The following is a 19,971-nucleotide window of genomic DNA, read 5'->3' on the forward strand; positions in this document are numbered from 1 at the left end:
CCTTCCTGTATTTCATATATATGTATATTAATCTAACAATCTTTATGTTATCATAAGCTAATTTTAAGGTAAAATTAAGAAACAAAGGGTATTATCATTAACATGAAATACTTTTAGCGAGGTGTCTTCAAAATGAGAATGCTCATCACATTTCAGAACAAACTTGTACCTGTGTATTTCACAACAGAAAATAAACAGCCCACTCAAAAAGTACTTAGATTACTTAACAGTACGTTGGAGCTCAAAATTCAAAAGGGCAAGAATGCTATCCAGAAATGCCTGAATTCATTAATTAGTATCGAAATTAAAGGCTCTGAGGCTATATTGCACAGTTATAGTGAGAATGATTCATTGGCGCTATCCCTCTATTAATAGAGGGGTAGTTTTTTTGTGAAGTTTCTTTTATCCTTTCGCAGACAAAACAGCAAGTCTCTGAAAGAGACTTGCTGTTTTTAAGTTTTGCAGCTTTAGTAATGAATGATTACACGAGTATGGGGCAATTTCAGCTAATCTTATAGTTCTTATTCTCTGCTTTTTCAGCTTTCTGTATTCGAAGTTTAAAGAGTCTCACTAAATTTTGGCGTGTATGCTCTTCGTGACAGCTATCCAATTTCTTAATGATAAACCGATCAATGGACATGTCCATCGCTCCTTTTAATTCATTCAGATCCTTATGGATATAGGGAATATTTTCCTGTTTCCTTGTAAGTTTATTAACCGGGATTTCTATTTTTCAAACTCTTGTTCCTTTATAAAATACTCATTTCCCCAAAAAACAATTACAAAAAAATAATTTACAAACAAAATAATACATGCTATATTATTTATAGTTAATATTAAATACACACATCCAAGGGAGCAATCATAATGTCTAATGTTTTATTTATCAAAGCAAACAACCGTCCAGCAGAACAATCCGTAAGTGTTAAGCTTTACAATGAATTTTTGGAGAACTACAAACTCAACAATCCAGAAGATGAAATCACTGAACTTGATTTGTTCGCAGAGCAACTTCCTTACTACGACAATACCCTGATCACTGGTATGTACAAAGCTGCTCAAGGTTACGAACTAACAGCTGAAGAAGCAGCAGGTGCTGCTGTAGTTAATAAATATCTGGAACAGTTTATCGCTGCTGATAAAGTAGTATTTGGTTTCCCACTGTGGAACATGACTGTACCAGCTGTATTGCATACTTATGTCGATTACCTTTGCCAAGCTGGCAAAACATTCTCTTACACTGCTGAAGGTCCAGTTGGTCTTTTGACAGGTAAAAAAGCAATCGTACTGAACGCTAGAGGTGGCATTTATTCCGAAGGTCCTGCAGCAAGTGCTGAAATGGCTGTAAACTTCATCGTTGGTAACCTTAACCTTTGGGGTATCAAAGATATTACTCAAGTAATCATCGAAGGTCACAACCAACTTCCTGCACAATCCGCTGAAATCATTGAGAACGGATTACAATTGGCTAAGGAAACTGCAGCATCGTTCTAATAGAAGCTATAAGAGAATTTAATAAAAAAGGGTGACCCTGAGCTCAGGGTCACCCTTTTTTTGACTATCTAGCCTATTGGAACACTACTCTTGGCTCCGTCGCTGTCTATAAAGTTCTTCTAATACTCATCAAGTTCTTTACGCCAACCGTACCCTCTAGTCCTTGTCGAATGAACTTTAGAAGAAGCTGTGGTTTTTCTCTTGAGCTTCACCTCTTTGGTGCTTTGGTACAGCAGCTCCCGCTGTGTCTTTCGGTAGTTCAGCAGTCTCTTCTCTTCGAGCTCACCGTTATGAACCGCTTCAAGTACCGCACAGCCCTCCTCACGTTCATGTTTACAGTTACTAAACCGACATGCAGCAGCTAAGCTGCTAATATCACTGAACGCCAGATCTAATCCACCCTCATCTTCCCACAGCTGCAGCTCACGCATCCCTGGTGTGTCTACTATGATTCCTCCGTCCGGCATAATAAACAGTTCACGGTGGGTAGTAGTATGGCGTCCACGGCTATCGCCTTCTCTTACATCCTGTGTAAGCTGAAGATTTTTTCCACATAACCAGTTGACCATCGTAGATTTGCCACAGCCTGATGAGCCCGTTAGAGCTACTGTCTGTCCACTCCCAATGTAAGGCAGCAGCTTCTCACGGCCATTATCTTGCAGTGCACTAACCGCATGAACTGGCACACCTGGTGCGGCGCTTTCCATTTCGGCAATTTTACTCTCTGCATCTAGGCAAAGATCTGCTTTGGTCAGCAGAATGACTGGATTGGCCCCGCTGTTCCAAGCCATGATTAAGTATCTCTCCATCCGCCGAACATTAAAGTCATCATTCAAAGCACTGACCAGAAATAAAGTGTCTACATTCGAGGCAACAATCTGCTCCTCTTGTGTGTTACCAGCCACCTTGCGTGAGATAACACTATGCCGAGGCAATATCCCATGTAAAATCGCATGCTCGCCGCCATCCTGCATTGAAAGAGCCACCCAGTCGCCGATCGCTGGAAAATCACCTGAAGCGACAAACGTATGTCTCAACTTGCCTGATAGCTCCCCCCATGTCTCTCCCAAATCAGTCATCACCCTATACTTACTGCCAAAATCGCCTACAATTCTTCCGGGAACAAGCCGTTTATCCTCCGTCTCCTTCCACTTTTCATCCCATTTTGAACTCCAATTTTCATTCCAACCATATTGCTGTATGTTAGTCATTTGAATCCTCCTAAAGATCTGTTTAAGTTTTTGTTTTTATTTACCATGTACTGCTAGCATTTTCCGAGAACACAAAAAGCCGTCGGAATTTAAGACTCCGGCGGCGGTCACACTTCATGAACTCTTCTAGAACGAAAAGGACAAAAAGTGTACACATAATCAGGAAAATGTCTCATCCTAAAGACAAGGATAAGTTCATTTTCCCGTGCGATATATAGAGAAATAGACAATTAACTACAATTCCTATCGATTCTATATACGCAAAAAAGCCGCCGGACCCAATACGGTTCCCGCGGCTCTAATAAGCGTAATAGAGCTTACCTGCTAAACTGCACGAATAACTTATTCGGCAGCCGCTGTTCCCGGAAGACACGTATCCACAACAGTTGAGTTCATTACATTTAAAACTGTCATAAAACATCGTCTCCTTCCGAAATAAGATGCTGTTATCATAAACGGCGCTGCCGTATAATGTCAACTATAAATTTTGATAAAATTACAAAATGGACTTAAGCTCATTCAACTCGTATATTATCTTCCAAGGTTGTATGTCCAATTGATCGTCCCAAGTATGTTTTCTTTGCAGCCAAATGCCTTGTAGCCCTGCTTTCCCTGCACCCCAGATATCATTCACGGGGTGATCTCCAATAAACAATGTCTGATCCGCAGTAACTCCCAATCTGTCTAATGCAAGTTGATAAATCTTAGGATCGGGCTTAGCGATTTCTACTTCTCCAGAAATGACAATAGCCTTGAAGTACGCTCGCAGGGCAAGGGTATCAATTTTGGTGTTCTGGATATCTACTTTGCCGTTGGTAACCAGACCAAGTATATAACCGCGCTCTTTGCAGTACTTTAGAACGTCCACAGCATCCTTCATCGTAGCACCATGATTGATATAGCTTGCATCATAATACGCACGAATATGTTCAGCCGTAACTGGTGTTTCCCAAGGCAGTACCTCGCTTAGCTCTACGAAGAATCCGTCCTTATCACGGTAACCATCAGCATCTCTGTGAATCATATCTTCTATTACTTCCTGCGCTTCTTCAGCTTCCAAATGTCCTAGAAAATCCTGAACAAACTGAGTACTAAAACTGCGAAATGTATGGTCACGATCCATTAAAGTATTATCCAAATCAAATAATATAGCTTGTACTTCTTTCATCAAGCGATTCCCCTTATATGCTGTTGATTATAAAATTTAACTTACAGAAATCTATTGTACTATGCCTTTGGAGACAATGAAAAGACCATTCTGTAAAAAAGGAACAGCTGTCTCCCCTTCTACAGAACAGTCTTTATAGGCTTTATATTTGATTTATTCATTTACTCAAAATGCTCCGCACGATGTGTCAGCATCATTTCCTCTTCTGTGATATACAGTGGGAAAGGAGGGGTTTCTTTGAGATAACTTTCTGTGGCTAGCAAACGATAATGGACCTCAGGTAACCATGCATCTTCAACAAGTGGCAGCTGACCTGTATCACTGATGTAATTGTCTACAGCGGACTGAACCATATCAAGGTAATACGGAACAAGCTTATCTTGTTCCTCGAAAACTTCATAGGTCTCGCGTGACATATAGAAATTCTGCTCTGGAATTCCTCCTAAATACCGTTTTAGTCTGCTCAAATCTATTCTTTTGTCGTCAAGGATTAAAGCTGTTCTATTAATGAGCGCAGGCATATCTTCTTCAAACTGTCTGATCGCCTGCTTGACTTGGGTTAAGGTAACGGTAATATGATCGGATTGGGGTTGTTTTTTTGTGCGTTTAAAAAACATAAGACAAGTCTCCTTTCGAAAAACTATCTTTGTTAACGCTTACAATTCTATTATATTCGAATTCCTCCCTCTTAATCAGCATATTTCCAATAGACACAAATTGTTAACAACTTTATGATCATTATTCGACATCTTCCCAACGTGTCCAAATTTCTTGGGGATTAAGTTCATATTTATCATTCTCACGATACATAAACTGATGCATAATAAATTCACGCCGAATGGTAGCAAAATCTTCATGGAACTGCTTAATAAACTCGTTAATTTCCTTCTCACTATAAACTACCCCTGGCTCTAGCTTCTCAACCATGTACTGAAGTGCGATCAGTTTCTTCTTATATTGTGCCGGGATTTGCCGAAGCCGCCCATCCTTCGAAAAAAAGTTACGCAGCACAGACTCCTTTAGACTATTTTCAGGTGATTTCTCTTCCATATTTCTCGCTCCTTTCGAAAAAATAAACTGAAGTGAAGCCTCAGCCCCACTACTAATGAATTCTGGATTCAACTTAAAATAAACTGTATTTTTGTCACGTCGTTCCTTTATTAGAGCTGCTTCACGCAATTTCGCTGCATGATGAGTTACCGTTGGTTGTGATAAATTCAATTTCTCAGCCAGCGCTTGTCCGTGCATTTCTCCTTGTGACAGAAGCAACAATAAACGAAGACGTGTTGGGTCAGCCAAAGCTTTATGATAGTTCACTATTTTTTCTAATTGCATTGGAATCACACTCCTTCACCTTCTTAAGCTAGATACATATTAGATATATATCTAATTATATAACAATCAACATTATGCTTGCAATGGTTATTGTGTTTAATCTTATGCTTATGGCAAAATGAATGAATTTAGGGTAGGATTTAAAGAAAAGATAGTAACAATCAGGAGGTAACCCACTGTATGAAAGATGTAATTATTATCGGTGCAGGTCCTTGCGGCCTCTCGGCAGCTATCGAATGCCAGCGCCAAGGACTGTCCAGTCTCATTATCGAAAAAAGCTTTATCGTACACTCCATTTATTTGTATCCAACAAATATGCAATTCTTCAGTACCGCTGAGTTATTAGAAATCGGAGACGTTCCTTTCACCTCGACCAATGATAAACCATACCGCCATGAAGCTCTTGTCTATTACCGCCGGGCTGCGAAGCAGTATGGTCTAGATATCGCCGCTTACGAAGAAGCGTTATCCATTGAGCCTCTGGAAGATGGAACCTATGCTGTACATACGTCCAATATGCGTGGTGAGCATCACACACGTATCACTGCAAATGTCGTTATCGCTACAGGTTATTTTGATCAACCGAATATGATCGGCATTCCAGGGGAAGAACTTCCTAAAGTTACCCACTATTTCGGTGAAGCCCATCCATATACAGGGATGAAAGTTACTGTCATTGGTGGCAGTAATTCAGCGGTAGATGCAGCACTGGAGCTTATGCGCGTTGGAGCTACAGTAGATATGGTCTATCGTGGTGAGAGCATTTCCTCGAATATTAAGCCTTGGGTTCGGCCAATCTTTGAAGGGATGGTACAAAAGGGTAAAATCACTCTACATCTGGAATCACGTGTAACTGAAATTACGGCTAGTTCGGTTATAGTTACGAGTCATAATGGAGACAAAAAATCCATAGATAATGATTTCGTCCTTGCTTTGACTGGCTTCCGGCCTAGCCGGGTGCTTCTCACTTCTGCCGGCGTAGTTATGGATGACGATATGGATAAGCCAGCTTTTAATCCTTTAACTATGGAAAGTAATGTTCCAGGTCTTTATGTTGCTGGAGTAATCGCTTCAGGCCGCAATGCGAATGAAGTATTTATTGAGACAGGACGTGGGCATGGTAAACTTATCGCAGATCACATTCTTGCGAAGCGCAGTTCTCACAATAAGGAGTTGAACGTTTAAGATGGACATGACCTCTTTGCTTTTGCTTGGTCTTGCTGCGCTCGGTATTATAAGCAGTAATTCCCCTGTAACAATAGCAATGGTCGTCCTACTACTGCTAAGAGTTCTTGGCCTGCAGCAGACCTTCCCTTGGCTTGAGAAATATGGTTTAACCATCGGGATTATTATTCTTACGATCGGGGTCATGACGCCTTTGGCCAGCGGAAAAATATCGCTGCAGATGGTCGGTCAGTCCTTCCTCCACTGGAAGTCTCTTCTTGCGATTGCGATCGGCATTCTCGTCGCTTATCTTGGTGGGCGCGGAGCCATCCTTATGACCAACCAGCCCACAGTTGTTGCGGGTCTCCTGATCGGAACAGTGGTTGGCGTTGCATTGTTCAAGGGTGTCCCTGTAGGACCGCTTATCGCAGCCGGTATTTTGTCGCTCTTGATTGGCAAAATGTAAACGGTGGTGCAACCATTCAACACAAAAATAGAGCAGCAATTCTCCACTATCGAGAGAATCGCTGCTCTATTTTATTTTTATTCAGCCTGAGAAATGGATTGTGGAATTTCCTGAGACGATCGTTTTTCTACAAACAATAGATCACCAACCCCATGCTCTGTTTGAATTTTTTTCAGTTGGGCCAAAGCTTCTGCTTCTGTATTGAAATACCCAGCTTCCACTAGGAATAATCCCTTCTGATCCTTTAATACGCGCACGTTCTCTAACCCGAATAACATCTCTTCAGCCATGCCTTGACTCTCGCCGGAAGGCTCTGAGATTGTTCTAAGTGAATAGATAGAAGTTCCTTCCTCCACGTCACCCTTCTTATCCTTCAATGTAATCGCCACCTGTGCCGGCTCCTTATATTCCTTCACCTCATAAGCAACTGGCTCTTTGAAGGTTACATTGAAACGTATCATCGAGTCATCCAATGTAATTAAAGGATAAGCATCTTGAACATACTTGCTTTCTTTTAATGTCTCAAGATCTTTAACAGCTGAGAAGTTCCTTGCCCCACTCACGGTTACGGTCATTGTATAAGGATTGTCAGTGAATTTTACGTTATAAGAGCTTGCAAGGTCTTGTGTATTGTCCGAGTTTGCAAAATTTAAAATCATTTGATCACTATTCTTCTGATGTTTCAACGAAATGAAATTGACATCTACTCCATCCTGAATCGTGCCGCCGCCTGCACTTCCATCCGTAAATTTCAATACACTTACCAGCTTACCTAGAACGGGCACTTGATTCATACTATCCGCGAAGGCGGGTACCGTATTTACACCCACTGTAAAAGAAATGATAACTGCTGCTGCAACTGATCCTGTCCATTTTAATCCGCTCATTTTTATTCCTCTTTTTTGTTGTTTATAGCGTTTTCCTCTTTCAATACCTTTTCGAGAAGCTTGTGATAGTTCTTCGGGGATTTCAATATCGTTGTATGCTTTCTGTAAACGTTCAAGTTGATTATCCAAAGTACTCACTCCCCTTCATATTAATTTTTAATTTCCCTAATCCCCGATAGATGACGGTTTTCACTGTACTCTCTGGCATGTCCAATACCCCGGCAATTTCCTTTATGGGCAAGTCTTCAAAATACCTCATCACAATGATCATTCTTGATCTTTTATCAAGGACTCTTAGCGCCTCCTGAAGATCAATGACATCCTCTATGGGTTCTGAAGCGTAGCTGCCTTCGGGATCTTTCTCCATATACACGATTTTTTTAGATTTTCGGATAAAGTCCAAGGCACAATTGACGGCTATTTTTGTGAGCCAGGTTTTAAAATATTGAGGTTGCTGCAGCTTATGAATTGAGATGAACGCTTTATAGACGGTCTCCTGTACTATCTCCAGCGCATCATCCTTATTCCTCACATAGGAGTACGCCATACGGTAAAGACGCTCTTGCATCCCGTCTATCAATGCAGTAAAGCTGTCTTCATCACCCGCTATCGCCTTTTCCTCCAGCTCTGTTGTATTCAAGTTCTCACTACCTTTCATGTTGCTTATATTTTTTAGACGCACGTGATATTCAAAAAGACTCAAATGGATTTAAAAAAATGGCCCTCTCTCCCGAGAAGACCACCTAAGTAATTTATTATAATGTTAGATCTTATCATGTATCCAAATGCTGAACGTTAAACAATCTCGCATAACTTCCGTCCAGTCCCATTAGTTCCTCATGTGTACCACGTTCTGTGATTTCACCGTTCTCAAGCACCACGATCTGATCAGCATGTGTAATGGTAGACAGTCTATGTGCAACAATTAGTGTAGTTCGTTCCGACGAGAGGGATTGCAGCGCTTGTTGAATTAAATGCTCTGATTCCAGATCCAGTGCTGACGTAGCTTCGTCTAGTATAAGAACCTTTGGGTCTTTAAGAAACACTCTTGCTATGGCTACCCGTTGCTTTTGCCCACCGGACAGCTTCACTCCACGTTCTCCCACTTCTGTATCATAGCCTAGCGGCAGCTGCTCAATAAAATCATGCGCATTGGCAGCTCTCGCCGCCGAGAGGACTTGCTCCTCTGTAGCATTAGGATTGCCGAACAAGATATTATCTCGTACAGACCCACTAAATAAGAAATTATCTTGAAGCACCATCCCAACGGCTCTTCGCAAACTCTCCTGCGTCAAACCCTGTATATCCTGACCATCCATCTGGAGGCTACCTTTGCTTATGTCATAGAATCGCGGGATCAAGCTTATGAGAGAGGACTTCCCGCCACCACTCATTCCAACAAAAGCGACCGTCTGACCAGGTTTGATACTTAAATTAATATCCTTCAGTACCCAATCATTCTCTTCGTTGTATTTGAACCAAACATTATGAAAATCAATTTCACCACGTGCATTCGTCAGAGGTCTTGCTCCCGGTTTATCCACGATATCATAAGGCTCGTCCAGCAGCTCAAGCACCCGTTCAAGGGAAGCCGAGGCTTGCGTGAGCACTGTCGAGGAATTAATCAATCGACGCAGCGGCGCATACATCCGGTCCAAATAGCCGAAGAAAGCAACAAAGGTTCCCACAGTCAAATTGCCATGAATCACTTGATAACCACCGTATCCGATGACTAGCAGTGGTGCAATATCCGTTAATGTGTTAATAATCGCGAAGGTAATCGCATTCCAACGGGTTTGAGCCATCGCTTTTTTAAGAAAGTTACCGTTGATATCTTCGAACTGCTTCTGATCCACTTTTTCCATGGTGAAGCTGCGGATGATCGAAATGCCTTGAATCCGTTCATGAAGATAGCCTTGAATGCCAGCCAGAGCCTGTGAACGGTCTTTCGTTAATACCTTAAGTCGTTTATATAGTTTACTTACCGCAAAGGCGTAAAACGGAAGTACAGCGATAGATACTAGCGCCAGCACTGGATTCAAATAAAACATAAAACCAAGCGCAAACACTAGCGTAAATAAATCCAGCCATACATTCATCATTCCGACTTCTACTAAATTTTTGGTCTGTTCCACATCATTTATAAATCTCGAAATCGCTTCGCCCACTTTTGTATTCTGATAATACCGCAGCGACAACCGCTGTAAGTGACTGTATAGCTTATTCCGCATATCGAACAATATCTTACTTGTGATCAGCTGGGCAAAATACTGGCGGTAATACTCCACCGGTCCCCTTACAATTACGAATAAAACAAAAGCGCCTCCGAGGATGAGCATCAATTGCGATACCCGCTCCTGGGCACTCATGGCAGGGTTCATCAGCAGATCATCGACTACGTATTTCAGAATCATAGGCAGTGTCAACGGGATGCTGAACTTGATCATACCTATAAAGAGCGTAAACACAATCCATTTCATGTAAGGCCGTACAAAAGTAAAATATGATTTCCATTGCTTCACAGGGATATTCTGTCCTTTCTCTTTACTGAGTTGCTAAGTACAGTTGACTTTTGCGCTCTACAGTGTTTTTATATTTTTAAGTCCATAAGTACGATAGCAGTACCCGAACTTCAGGAGGATAAAGATGTCTAGACAATTTGTGACGGAAGCCGTCATGATGGCGATTTACGGCCAGCTTCTCATATCGAGCAGCCCTGTAGAATATATAGTGCCTTATACGACCGTGATGGAATTATACGAACTGCGGGACAGTGATGATCCGTTAATGAACCGTCCAGATGATGACAAGCATGTCAAACTCAAGATTGGTGAGCTCATTGCCTATTTTGAAGAGCCACTTAATGCTAAAAAAATCAACCGCTGTCTGGCTGTTCCTTGGGCAAAAAGCTCTGGTATTCTACTAGGCGGACAATCAAAGATTACCATCATTAACAGCATGGATACCGCTGTCTACGGCGAAACGTTCGATCCTATCGAAACGGAGCTTCTATTGTCCTCACAACGTGAGAAGGTGCCTATTCTTACAGATCAATTCGAGCTGATTCAACGCATTATTGAAGGTGGAGTCCCTGTTCAAGTATACGACATTGACGATTTCGATTTTGCTATGGAGGAAGAAACGTTTCGCAATTCGCACTGATTATATCAACACTAGAAAAAGCCCTGCCTTTTGGCAAGGGCTTTTCACATTAGTAAAAAAAACAAAATTAAGACATTTAAACCTGTACTCCGCCAGGCACCGATTTGGCTTCATACATATATTCAATGTCATCGTCTGCCTCAGAATACACAATAGTTAAGCCGTAACCTTCCATATACCATAAGTCCTGCTCTTCCATGTAGAACACAATACCGTCTTGTTCAACTTGTATTGCCGGACGTCCTGGTGCCTCCGTCCCGATACCCAGTGAGAAACCAGGGTGAAGTCCACCTCCCGAGCTATAGCGGGGAAATAAACGAATATAGTCTCCATTTTTAAGATCCAGTTCTCTTTTAAACCAAGCTGCCGCTGCTTGACTAATTTCCATGTTCATCTCTCTCAGCTCCTTTGTATAGTCTAATCATACTGAAAATGAATCGATATTCAAACACCTTTATACAATTAATGTTTTCCCAAGCTCCTCAAAAATTAATTTGACAACTTTGCGAACCGAGTGATAAACTCTGAACATAACTAACGGTCTACTAGTTATTACCAAAAGTTATTATTAAATCAATGAAAGGGGTGAGCGCGGTGTTTACGAAGTTACAGCCATATCAAATAACTATTGTTGGAATTTCCAATCAACCGAATACCGAAGCAGCCCAAGTGGTGAAACCATCCTGAAGTTCCCTGCGAGTGTAATTGATCGTATAACTTTAGTTCTTGAAGGTCTCTCACATGCCTGGTGCTGTATAGCACCGTGCGCATGATAGCTGTAAATTACAGGCATATCGTCCGTTTTCGGATGATATGCCTTTTTTTGTCGGTTGTCATCTTTGAAGGACGACAACGTCGTTTTTTCTTGGCTGTCGAGATAACCACTTGCGCTTTTTTCCAACATCACAGCTAGTACTTTAACTCGAAAGGAAGGGATTTACTTGTTCTCCGTTCTCCGTAATCTCGGCTGGTTCTTTCGCCGAGAAAAAAGGCGTTACCTGATTGGCCTTATCTTACTTATTGGTGTAGGTGTTCTTGAATTACTCCCCCCACGTCTGCTAGGCAATGCCATTGACGACATAGTACGCGGTTCTATTACTACAGCATCGTTAGCCAAGTATATCGGTATGATCCTCATTTTGCTGCTAGTCATTTATTGGATTACCTACATATGGATGCACAAATTATTCGGAGGCTCCAACCTCGTAGAGCGCCTCCTGCGCTCGAGATTTATGAATCATTTGATGACCATGACCCCGTCGTTTTTCGAACGCAATAGAACCGGCGACCTGATGGCTCGGGCAACCAATGATATCAGAGCTGTCTCAGCTACCGTTGGATTCGGGATGCTCACCCTGGTGGATTCTACAATTTACCTCACTGTCGTACTATTCGCAATGGGTTTTCTTGTCAGCTGGAAGCTGACACTTGCAGCAGTCTTACCATTACCACTAATTGCAATAGCTATGATTTTTTATGGTAAAGCGATCCATGATCGTTACAGCTTAGCACAAGATGCGTTCGGAGATATGAATGATCAGGTTCTCGAGTCTGTCTCAGGTGTGCGGGTTATCCGTGCTTATGTACAAGAAAGACTTGATGAGAAACGATTCTCAGATATTACAGAAGATGTATACAACAAGAACATGGCCGTCGCCCGTGTCGATGCCTTCTTCGAACCGACGATTCGGTTCTGCGTAGGGCTCAGCTACATTATCGGTCTTACCTATGGGATTTATCTTGTGTTCCGTAATCAGATCACCCTAGGGGATCTTGTCTCCTTTAATATGTACCTCGGAATGATCGTTTGGCCGATGTTCGCTATTGGAGAGCTTATTAACATCATGCAACGTGGTGGCGCTTCTCTCGAACGTATTGATGAGACGCTAAACTCCAAAGCGGATGTTCAAAGTGCGGCCAATCCGGTTCAAGTTGCTAATCCTACCCGGATTGAACTTAACGATGTGACCTTCCGTTATCCCTCATCGACGATTGACAATCTAAGCAATGTCAGTCTGACCTTAAACCAAGGGCAAACACTAGGTGTAGTCGGTCGTACGGGAAGCGGTAAATCAACGCTCCTCAAACAGCTGCTTCGTGAATATCCGACAGGTAATGGTGAAATTCTCATCTCTGGAATTCCGATTCAACAGATTTCATTGGATCAGCTACACAGCTGGATGGGTTATGTTCCTCAAGAACAGATCCTGTTCTCCAAATCAGTACGTCAGAATATTCAATTTGGTCTAGACAACGCGGATGACGATACGATCATGAAAGCTATCACAGCTGCCGCCTTCCAAAATGACTTAGGAACATTATCCGATGGTTTAGATACGTTGGTTGGTGAACGTGGAGTATCCTTATCCGGTGGACAAAAACAACGTGTATCCTTATCCAGAGCCTTTATCGCAAATCCAGATGTACTGATTCTGGACGATGCCTTATCCGCTGTTGATGCTCGTACTGAAGCTCAGATCATTGAGAATATTCGCCAAGAGCGTGCGGGAAAGACTACATTGATTTCTACGCACCGCCTCTCTGCTGTTCAACATGCTGACATGATCGTCGTACTTGATAACGGACATATCGTGGAACGTGGTACGCATCAAGAGCTGCTGGATATGAATGGCTGGTACCGCGAGCAGTATGACCGGCAGCAAGTAGAGAATAATTTATCGAATGATTAAAAGACATACTAGCTATGACTAAGCAAAACTTTTAGGAGGTGTCACCGTTGACAAAGAGTACAGGCAAACGCCTGCTTGAATACGCATTGACCGCAAAAAAAACCTTTATCGCAGCCCTTCTACTCCTCTCCATCGGGGTAGCGGCTGAACTGGCAGGTCCATTTATTGCCAAAAGCATGATTGACAATCATATGTTGGCCATCGAAAAGCCTTATTTTAGTACTACATCACCAGATGAGGCGGTTCAGTATAACAACGCTTATTACAAACGCGGAGACCGGTTTGAACCCGGGGAAGCTAAGGGTCAAGAAATTCGCATTCTTCAATCGGGACGAAGTTTCTACTTTATCAATGAAGCCGTAACACAGTCCGATGGTGAGAGAAAGTTCAGTAATGGTGAAATGCATATCACGCGCGGCCAGGATGAAGTCATCTATCCTGCGGTTAAACTTTCAGCGGATGAACTATTTGATTTTTACAAACCTGAGCTCCCTGGTATTTATCAGCTGGTCGGTTTGTACGCTATCTTCCTGGTCATCTCGATCTTTGCCGAATTCGGTAAAACCTATTGGCTGCAATCTTCGGCGAATCAGGTAATCCGAAAACTACGAACAGATGTGTATGCGCATATCCAGCGACTTCCGGTTTACTTTTTTGACAACTTGCCAGCAGGTAAGGTAGTGTCACGTGTAACTAATGATACCGAGGCGATTAAGGATCTATTTATTGCCGTTCTCTCTAATTTCAGTACTGGTATTATTAATATTACTGGTGTATACATCGCCTTGTTCCTGCTCGATGTTCGGCTAGGTCTGATCAGCTTGTTCATCATCCCGATTCTTATTCTTTGGATCGTGCTCTACCGCAAAATCGCTACAAAATACAATACGATCATCCGCTCACGTCTGAGTGAGATTAACGCTATCATTAATGAATCGATTCAAGGAATGTCCATTGTTCGTATATTCCGCCGTCAGAAGCAGCTTGGTGAAGAATTTGAGCATCTGAACGATGACTACTTGAAATATCAGAATAAAATGCTGAATCTGAATGCCTTCACCTCCCACAACCTGGTGAACTCTCTACGCAGTCTCTCTTTTGTGATGGTGCTTTGGTATTTCGGACATGGCAGTATTACGGGTTCTACATTTGTATCTTTAGGTGTTCTATACGCCTTCGTCGATGTGCTTGGACGTTTGTTCCAACCGATTACAGGTATGGTGAATCAGCTTGCAAACCTCGACACTTCTATGGTGTCTGCGGGTCGTGTGTTTACTCTTATGGATGAGCCTGGGGAGAATGTTACCGATGGTTCCATGCCGCGCTATAAAGGAAAAGTGGAGTTTAAGAACGTATCTTTTGCTTATAAAAAAGACTTCGTCCTTCGCAATATTTCCTTTGAAGCACGTCCAGGCGAAACTGTTGCTCTAGTAGGTCACACCGGTTCCGGAAAAAGCTCGATCATCAACTTATTATTCCGGTTCTATGATCCACAGAAAGGTGAAATCACGATTGATGGCCAGAAGGTTACAGATATTCCGAAGCAATGGCTACGCAATCACATGGGGATTGTTCTTCAAGACCCTTACCTCTTCACTGGTACTATTGCTTCCAATGTCAGCCTGGGGGATGAACGAATCTCACGCGAACGGGTTGAACGGGCTTTACGGGAAGTCGGAGCAGATAAATTGCTGGCCCACCTTCCTCAAGGTTTTGATGAACCGGTTATTGAAAAAGGGAGCACCCTTTCTGCAGGTCAGCGGCAATTGATTTCGTTTGCCAGAGCGCTCTCCTTCGACCCAGCTATTCTGATTCTTGATGAAGCTACCTCCAATATCGACACGGAGACAGAAAGCGTCATTCAAGATGCATTAGAAGTCCTCAAAAAAGGACGCACCACATTCATCATCGCACACCGTCTTTCCACGATTCGCAGTGCAGATCAGATTCTTGTTCTGCATCATGGTGAGATTGTAGAGCGCGGTAGCCATGATGAGCTGATGGCACTCGGCGGTAGATACTTCCGGATGTACCAACTACAAGTAGGTGCTGGTTCTAACAGCATAGATAATAACAATGGTGCACCCTCCCGACCTTCGTTAGGCAGCTTGCAACCATCGTTAGAGAAAATGTAATCGATCCCCTGAGTCACATCCAGTGATTCAGGGTTTTTCTATACTTGATATTAGAACGTTTGTTCTGTAAAATGAAAAATAATACATATAGGTGAAGGAGGCATTTGATGCGTACATACACTATAACTAAGAAGCAAGCTCGACTTTTTCTCCTGGCTCACCAAAAGTTAACTAGGGGCGCTCTTCCTGCCGGTAAACTTAGTATTTATGATTACGTTCGTCACGTAGGCTGTATCCAATATGATCCACTTAACATCGCAGGCCATAACCATGAGCTTGTCCTCCAAGCACGAGTTCCCGGTTTCACACCTGAGCAAGCCCAAGAGCTACTGTATCAAGACCGACTTCTAATAGATGGCTGGGACAAGAACATGTCCATTTATTGTACAGAGGACTGGCCTTATTTTAAACGCAGAAGAGAGGCATCAGCCACACACCATCGGGCCAATGAGCCAGTAATGGCTACAGTAGAACAGGTTCGTGAAGAGCTATTAAAGCGCGGTCCCCTCTCCTCTCTGGATCTAGATGGTAAGGATAAGGTGGATTGGGCTTGGGCTCCGGCTAGATTAACCCGGGCCGCTTTGGAAAGTATGTACTTTTGGGGGGAAGTAGTCGTTCATCATCGTGTTCATACCCGTCGGTATTACGATTTCACTGAACGCCTGCTTCCTCATAATCTTTTAAACACTGAAGACCCTAACCCCACTGATGAACAATTTCATGATTGGTATGTGCTGCGTAGAATAGGTAGCATCGGACTGCTATGGAATAAATCTGGCGATGGATGGCTTGGAATTTCTGGTCTAAAGAGCAAGGAACGTACTGAAGCGATTCAAAGACTGTTAATGGCGGACAGTCTCAGAGAAGTTCTAGTGGAGGGTATTAAGCTTCCACTCTACATCCGTAGCATGGACGCTCTAACTTTAGAAGCTGTAATACAGCAGGAGTCTGAAGATGCTGAGAGTCATTCAAGTTATTCGTTTGCGGCTGTCTTAGCTCCACTCGATAACTTGATATGGGATCGAGAGCTGATCCGACAATTATTTGGATTTCATTACCGCTGGGAAGTCTATAAACCAGCCTTGGAACGGGAGTATGGTTATTATGTACTGCCTTTATTATATAATGATCGTTTTATTGCGAGATTTGAACCGGTGATGGATAAGAAGAGCCAAACATTGAACATTATGAATTGGTGGTGGGAACCGGGTGAACACCTAACGCCAGAGATGCTTCCGGCATTAGGCGAAGCTCTGTCTGCACTGTCACGCTGCGTTAGAGCTTCTAAGATTCATTTTAGACCGGAGGTTGTAGAGGAGTGCGGATTAGAAGGGTTATTAGTGCAAAGTCTCCTCTTCTAACCCCAGTTTCGTGAACATTTCTGTACAATAGCCTTGTAATTTGATCTCTAGCCTTCTTGCTTTATTTTTGAAGCGTTTTAACTCCTCAATCATTTTCGCCCTTCCAGCGGGGGTGAACGTTTCTTGTATCCGTTCCTTGAAATAATCGTGAACGATATGGTTACGCTGCTTCCACACTTCTTCTAGCTGAGCGGTTTCTTGCTCTGAGAAAGGAAAGTGATGCTGGATTTCTTTGATGAGTTGACCGAGTGAATTGCTGAGTTTTCGCTGATACAAATCAGTCAGATCTGCTTCAGTGGGCGTCTTCCCTTGTGATAATTTGGTGAGCAATAACAAATTGGTCAACTGCTGTTCTAGAGCTTGACCATAATAAACTGCTAGTCCAAAATACGCAAATAACTCCTTGGATTGTTCACTCTCTGGTACTTGTGTATGCTTCATCTTTCCCCTCCACTTCTATTCGGCCTGCCAGAGCTATAATAAACTGATATCATCCAGGTGATTCGGAGAAGTTTATGTTCGCTTCATATCTACTGTTAATTCTCCAGTTCCCTACATATTTCCTCTTCTAGAAACGAAATTTAATCTAACCTTGTGCTAAAAAGAAAAACAGACCATGCTGTACATCCACAGCAATGGTCTGGTCATTTGCTTATTATATAGTTAGGTTGGGTATACATCCTTACGCGTATACTTCAACCGCATCGCTAATCAAACGGCAAGCCTCAGCACATCTACGGCAGGCATCAATACATTCCTGACAATGTGTATGTATATGCTTGCTGCTTTCATCTGCACAGGCTTCACAAATTTCGGCACATAGACGGAGAATTCCGGCTACAAACGGACTTTGGCGAGTCATCGCTTGTACGGCATATGAACAAATATCCGCACATTCACGATCTAGCCGCATGCTTTCACGCAGAGAAGCAAGATCATATTCTTTTAGGCTTGAGACATAGCTATAATTACAGGCATTCATACTTTCTAAACAAGCGTCAATGCACTCCTGATATTGAATTCGGGTCATAGCCTTAAACCTCCTGTATTTTTATAGGGTATGCGATACTATTAACCTACAAGATTAGGAATGAACCATTACAACTTCTGACAAGGAGATCTGATTATAGACTTCTCTTAACTGTACTAGGACGAACGAAGGTACGTCCCTCCATCTCCAGTAACCTAGTGCGCAGTTCATTTGATGAGAAATGTTCGCCGATAAATACGGCAACGTCAGGCACTTCGCCTTGTGGTGTGATTTTCATAAAATCAGCTTCACGATAGGCATATTGGAAAAGAAACCGGCTGGAGGTGTCATTAAAGGTCACAATACCTTTAGCTCTATAAACATCACGCGGCAATTCTTTAACGAATTGTTCGAATTCTTCACTGTTTACTGGACGTTTAAAATAATGTGTGTACGCCATCACATGATCGTGGCTAGTATGTGTGCCACCAGTAGTGTATTCATCTTCATCATGCAAGAAGCTTTCGCTCGCGTCCTCAACCTCTTCCAGCTGTTTATCCGTAAGAACTCCACCTGCATCACGCAGCAGTTCCTCCGGTTCCACCTCACAACGCACAGTTGGCAGAATGGGTGCATAAGCGTTCCATTTCCTCAGTACAGCGTTAACCTCTTCCGCCTCTTCAGCGGTTATACGGTCAATTTTATTCAATAGCAAGACAGAAGCGCAGCGAATCTGCTCCTGCATCAAACGATAAGTTGCCCCCTGCTGTGCGCGATACAGTTCAAGAAGATGCGCGGCGTCAACGACGGTGATCAAGCTTTTCAGTTCTACTTTTTGATACAACGAAATCTCGGTTACGCCATCCACTATTTCCAGCGGATTTGCAGCGCCTGTTGCCTCGATCACTACGACATCCGGAGTCTCTTTCTTGATCAGTGTTGCGAGTTCTGTACTAAGATCACTTCGGATAGAACAGCATATGCATCCACCAAGTAGTTCTGCCATAGGGACAGTTTGCTCAACTAGCAATCCATCTAAATTCACTTCACCCAGCTCATTCATCACTACTGCAGGGCGTAAACCCTGATTTTTCCAATGATCTAGTAGGCGCTGCAGCAGCGTTGTTTTGCCGCTCCCCAGAAATCCTGACAATATATACACAGGTACGACCTGTTCCATGTTTCATCGCTCCCCAGCAAATTACAGTTATGTGTAGCGAGTGTACTACATGCGCGCGAAGCACGCAAGCGGCACCCCAAATTCCTGCTGAATTCTGTGAGTACAAGAAAGCTTGTCTTTACTTCTGCCATACCCTATCATGATAACATCTCTAATCTAGGAGTTGAGCCATTTGTCATCTGTTGAAGAACATCGGAAAGAAGCGCCTCAAACCGTTTCCTGCTATATCATTACTGTCTCGGACACCAGAACTATTGAAACAGATACCGGAGGAGCTTTGATTAAATCTATGCTCGAAGAAGACGGGTATGAAGTGATAGGCAGCACTATTACGAAAGACAATTATCAGGATATTCGTGAGCTATTGTATAAATGTGTTGACCACGCCGGAATAGAAGCTGTACTTCTGACTGGTGGAACAGGGATTTCTCCACGGGATACGACGTATGAAGCTGTTGCCTCTTTGCTAGATAAAACATTACCTGGCTTCGGTGAGATTTTTCGAATGCTAAGCTTCACAGAGGACATCGGTTCGGCAGCTATTCTTAGTCGAGCCATTGCAGGCACCATGGGAAAGACCGCTATCTTTTCTATGCCCGGCTCTACTGGAGCCGTAAAACTGGCTATGGAACGGCTAATTATCCCGGAACTTCGCCATGTTATGCGTGAAATTTACAAGCGTTAAGCAAATACCCATTTTTAAATACAATAGACAAACAACCAAGCAGGCTTTTGTTCTGTGCGTATA

The 19,971-nt window shown here is 42.8% G+C and carries 20 protein-coding genes; 9 read left to right on the forward strand and 11 right to left on the reverse strand.

Features of this window, described 5'->3' with window-relative positions; translation table 11 throughout:
• Nucleotides 1-132: 132 nt before the first annotated feature.
• Nucleotides 133-372, forward strand: coding sequence for a hypothetical protein (locus NYE25_RS07365; RefSeq protein WP_042128392.1), 240 nt, complete (start codon nucleotides 133-135; stop codon nucleotides 370-372).
• 495 nt (nucleotides 373-867) lie between these two features.
• Nucleotides 868-1,494, forward strand: a complete 627-nt coding sequence (locus tag NYE25_RS07370; RefSeq protein ID WP_042188917.1) for an FMN-dependent NADH-azoreductase — start codon at nucleotides 868-870, stop codon at nucleotides 1,492-1,494.
• A 119-nt stretch (nucleotides 1,495-1,613) separates the two neighbouring features.
• Here the strand turns inward: NYE25_RS07370 and rsgA are convergent, their stop codons facing one another.
• From rsgA to NYE25_RS07390, 4 genes are all read right to left on the reverse strand, one after another.
• Nucleotides 1,614-2,705: a ribosome small subunit-dependent GTPase A gene (rsgA, locus tag NYE25_RS07375; RefSeq protein WP_341055368.1), complete on the reverse strand. Its 1,092-nt coding sequence runs from the start codon at nucleotides 2,703-2,705 to the stop codon at nucleotides 1,614-1,616.
• A gap of 496 nt (nucleotides 2,706-3,201) precedes the next feature.
• Nucleotides 3,202-3,873: an HAD family hydrolase gene (locus tag NYE25_RS07380; RefSeq protein ID WP_341145564.1), complete on the reverse strand. Its 672-nt coding sequence runs from the start codon at nucleotides 3,871-3,873 to the stop codon at nucleotides 3,202-3,204.
• A gap of 161 nt (nucleotides 3,874-4,034) precedes the next feature.
• Entirely contained in the window at nucleotides 4,035-4,490 is a 456-nt protein-coding gene (locus NYE25_RS07385; protein ID WP_076283499.1) for a DUF3939 domain-containing protein, read from the reverse strand.
• A 121-nt stretch (nucleotides 4,491-4,611) separates the two neighbouring features.
• Nucleotides 4,612-5,208, reverse strand: coding sequence for a DUF2087 domain-containing protein (locus NYE25_RS07390; protein ID WP_341145565.1), 597 nt, complete (start codon nucleotides 5,206-5,208; stop codon nucleotides 4,612-4,614).
• 180 nt (nucleotides 5,209-5,388) lie between these two features.
• Between NYE25_RS07390 and NYE25_RS07395 the strand changes: the two genes are divergently transcribed.
• Together NYE25_RS07395 and NYE25_RS07400 are read left to right on the forward strand one after the other, a co-directional pair.
• The gene (locus NYE25_RS07395; RefSeq protein ID WP_076298846.1) at nucleotides 5,389-6,393 is read left to right on the forward strand and encodes a YpdA family putative bacillithiol disulfide reductase; all 1,005 of its coding nucleotides are present in this window, start codon (nucleotides 5,389-5,391) and stop codon (nucleotides 6,391-6,393) included.
• Between the two features lies 1 nt (nucleotide 6,394).
• On the forward strand, nucleotides 6,395-6,838 hold the full coding sequence (locus NYE25_RS07400) for a DUF441 domain-containing protein (RefSeq protein WP_341145566.1): 444 nt from the start codon (nucleotides 6,395-6,397) through the stop codon (nucleotides 6,836-6,838).
• A 77-nt stretch (nucleotides 6,839-6,915) separates the two neighbouring features.
• Here NYE25_RS07400 and NYE25_RS07405 read toward each other — a convergent pair whose 3' ends face one another.
• The 3 genes from NYE25_RS07405 to NYE25_RS07415 all read right to left on the reverse strand — a co-directional run bounded on the left by NYE25_RS07405 (nucleotide 6,916) and on the right by NYE25_RS07415 (nucleotide 10,247).
• Nucleotides 6,916-7,854, reverse strand: a complete 939-nt coding sequence (locus NYE25_RS07405) for a DUF4179 domain-containing protein (RefSeq protein WP_341145567.1) — start codon at nucleotides 7,852-7,854, stop codon at nucleotides 6,916-6,918.
• The gene (locus tag NYE25_RS07410; RefSeq protein ID WP_042194048.1) at nucleotides 7,847-8,365 is read right to left on the reverse strand and encodes a sigma-70 family RNA polymerase sigma factor; all 519 of its coding nucleotides are present in this window, start codon (nucleotides 8,363-8,365) and stop codon (nucleotides 7,847-7,849) included. The genes NYE25_RS07405 and NYE25_RS07410 overlap by 8 nt, the downstream gene beginning before the upstream one ends.
• 133 nt (nucleotides 8,366-8,498) lie before the next feature.
• Nucleotides 8,499-10,247, reverse strand: a complete 1,749-nt coding sequence (locus NYE25_RS07415) for an ABC transporter ATP-binding protein (protein ID WP_042188932.1) — start codon at nucleotides 10,245-10,247, stop codon at nucleotides 8,499-8,501.
• A 124-nt stretch (nucleotides 10,248-10,371) separates the two neighbouring features.
• Here NYE25_RS07415 and NYE25_RS07420 point away from each other — a divergent pair, with 124 nt between their 5' ends.
• Entirely contained in the window at nucleotides 10,372-10,887 is a 516-nt protein-coding gene (locus NYE25_RS07420; protein ID WP_042128412.1) for a hypothetical protein, read from the forward strand.
• 76 nt (nucleotides 10,888-10,963) lie between these two features.
• On the opposite strand, the gene NYE25_RS07425 is transcribed toward NYE25_RS07420, so the two are convergent.
• Nucleotides 10,964-11,281, reverse strand: coding sequence for a HesB/YadR/YfhF family protein (locus NYE25_RS07425; protein ID WP_340970406.1), 318 nt, complete (start codon nucleotides 11,279-11,281; stop codon nucleotides 10,964-10,966).
• A 547-nt stretch (nucleotides 11,282-11,828) separates the two neighbouring features.
• Between NYE25_RS07425 and NYE25_RS07430 the strand changes: the two genes are divergently transcribed.
• From NYE25_RS07430 to NYE25_RS07440, 3 genes are all read left to right on the forward strand, one after another.
• Entirely contained in the window at nucleotides 11,829-13,577 is a 1,749-nt protein-coding gene (locus NYE25_RS07430; protein WP_341145568.1) for an ABC transporter ATP-binding protein, read from the forward strand.
• A gap of 47 nt (nucleotides 13,578-13,624) precedes the next feature.
• Entirely contained in the window at nucleotides 13,625-15,712 is a 2,088-nt protein-coding gene (locus tag NYE25_RS07435; RefSeq protein ID WP_341145569.1) for an ABC transporter ATP-binding protein, read from the forward strand.
• A gap of 107 nt (nucleotides 15,713-15,819) precedes the next feature.
• The gene (locus NYE25_RS07440; RefSeq protein WP_341145570.1) at nucleotides 15,820-17,073 is read left to right on the forward strand and encodes a winged helix-turn-helix domain-containing protein; all 1,254 of its coding nucleotides are present in this window, start codon (nucleotides 15,820-15,822) and stop codon (nucleotides 17,071-17,073) included.
• On the opposite strand, the gene NYE25_RS07445 is transcribed toward NYE25_RS07440, so the two are convergent.
• From NYE25_RS07445 to NYE25_RS07455, 3 genes are all read right to left on the reverse strand, one after another.
• Complete coding sequence (locus NYE25_RS07445; RefSeq protein ID WP_042188942.1) at nucleotides 17,050-17,514, reverse strand: hypothetical protein; 465 nt, start codon at nucleotides 17,512-17,514, stop codon at nucleotides 17,050-17,052. The two genes, NYE25_RS07440 and NYE25_RS07445, sit on opposite strands and share 24 nt — an antisense overlap.
• Before the next feature lie 241 nt (nucleotides 17,515-17,755).
• Nucleotides 17,756-18,103, reverse strand: coding sequence for a four-helix bundle copper-binding protein (locus NYE25_RS07450; protein WP_042128424.1), 348 nt, complete (start codon nucleotides 18,101-18,103; stop codon nucleotides 17,756-17,758).
• A 94-nt stretch (nucleotides 18,104-18,197) separates the two neighbouring features.
• Entirely contained in the window at nucleotides 18,198-19,223 is a 1,026-nt protein-coding gene (locus NYE25_RS07455) for a CobW family GTP-binding protein (RefSeq protein ID WP_341145571.1), read from the reverse strand.
• Between the two features lie 172 nt (nucleotides 19,224-19,395).
• On the opposite strand from NYE25_RS07455, the gene NYE25_RS07460 reads away from it, so the two are divergent.
• The gene (locus NYE25_RS07460) at nucleotides 19,396-19,908 is read left to right on the forward strand and encodes a MogA/MoaB family molybdenum cofactor biosynthesis protein (RefSeq protein ID WP_341145572.1); all 513 of its coding nucleotides are present in this window, start codon (nucleotides 19,396-19,398) and stop codon (nucleotides 19,906-19,908) included.
• The last annotated feature ends 63 nt before the right edge of the window (nucleotides 19,909-19,971 follow it).

It is taken from the genome of Paenibacillus sp. FSL E2-8871 (genome assembly GCF_038000345.1).
Classification (GTDB): domain Bacteria; phylum Bacillota; class Bacilli; order Paenibacillales; family Paenibacillaceae; genus Paenibacillus_AQ.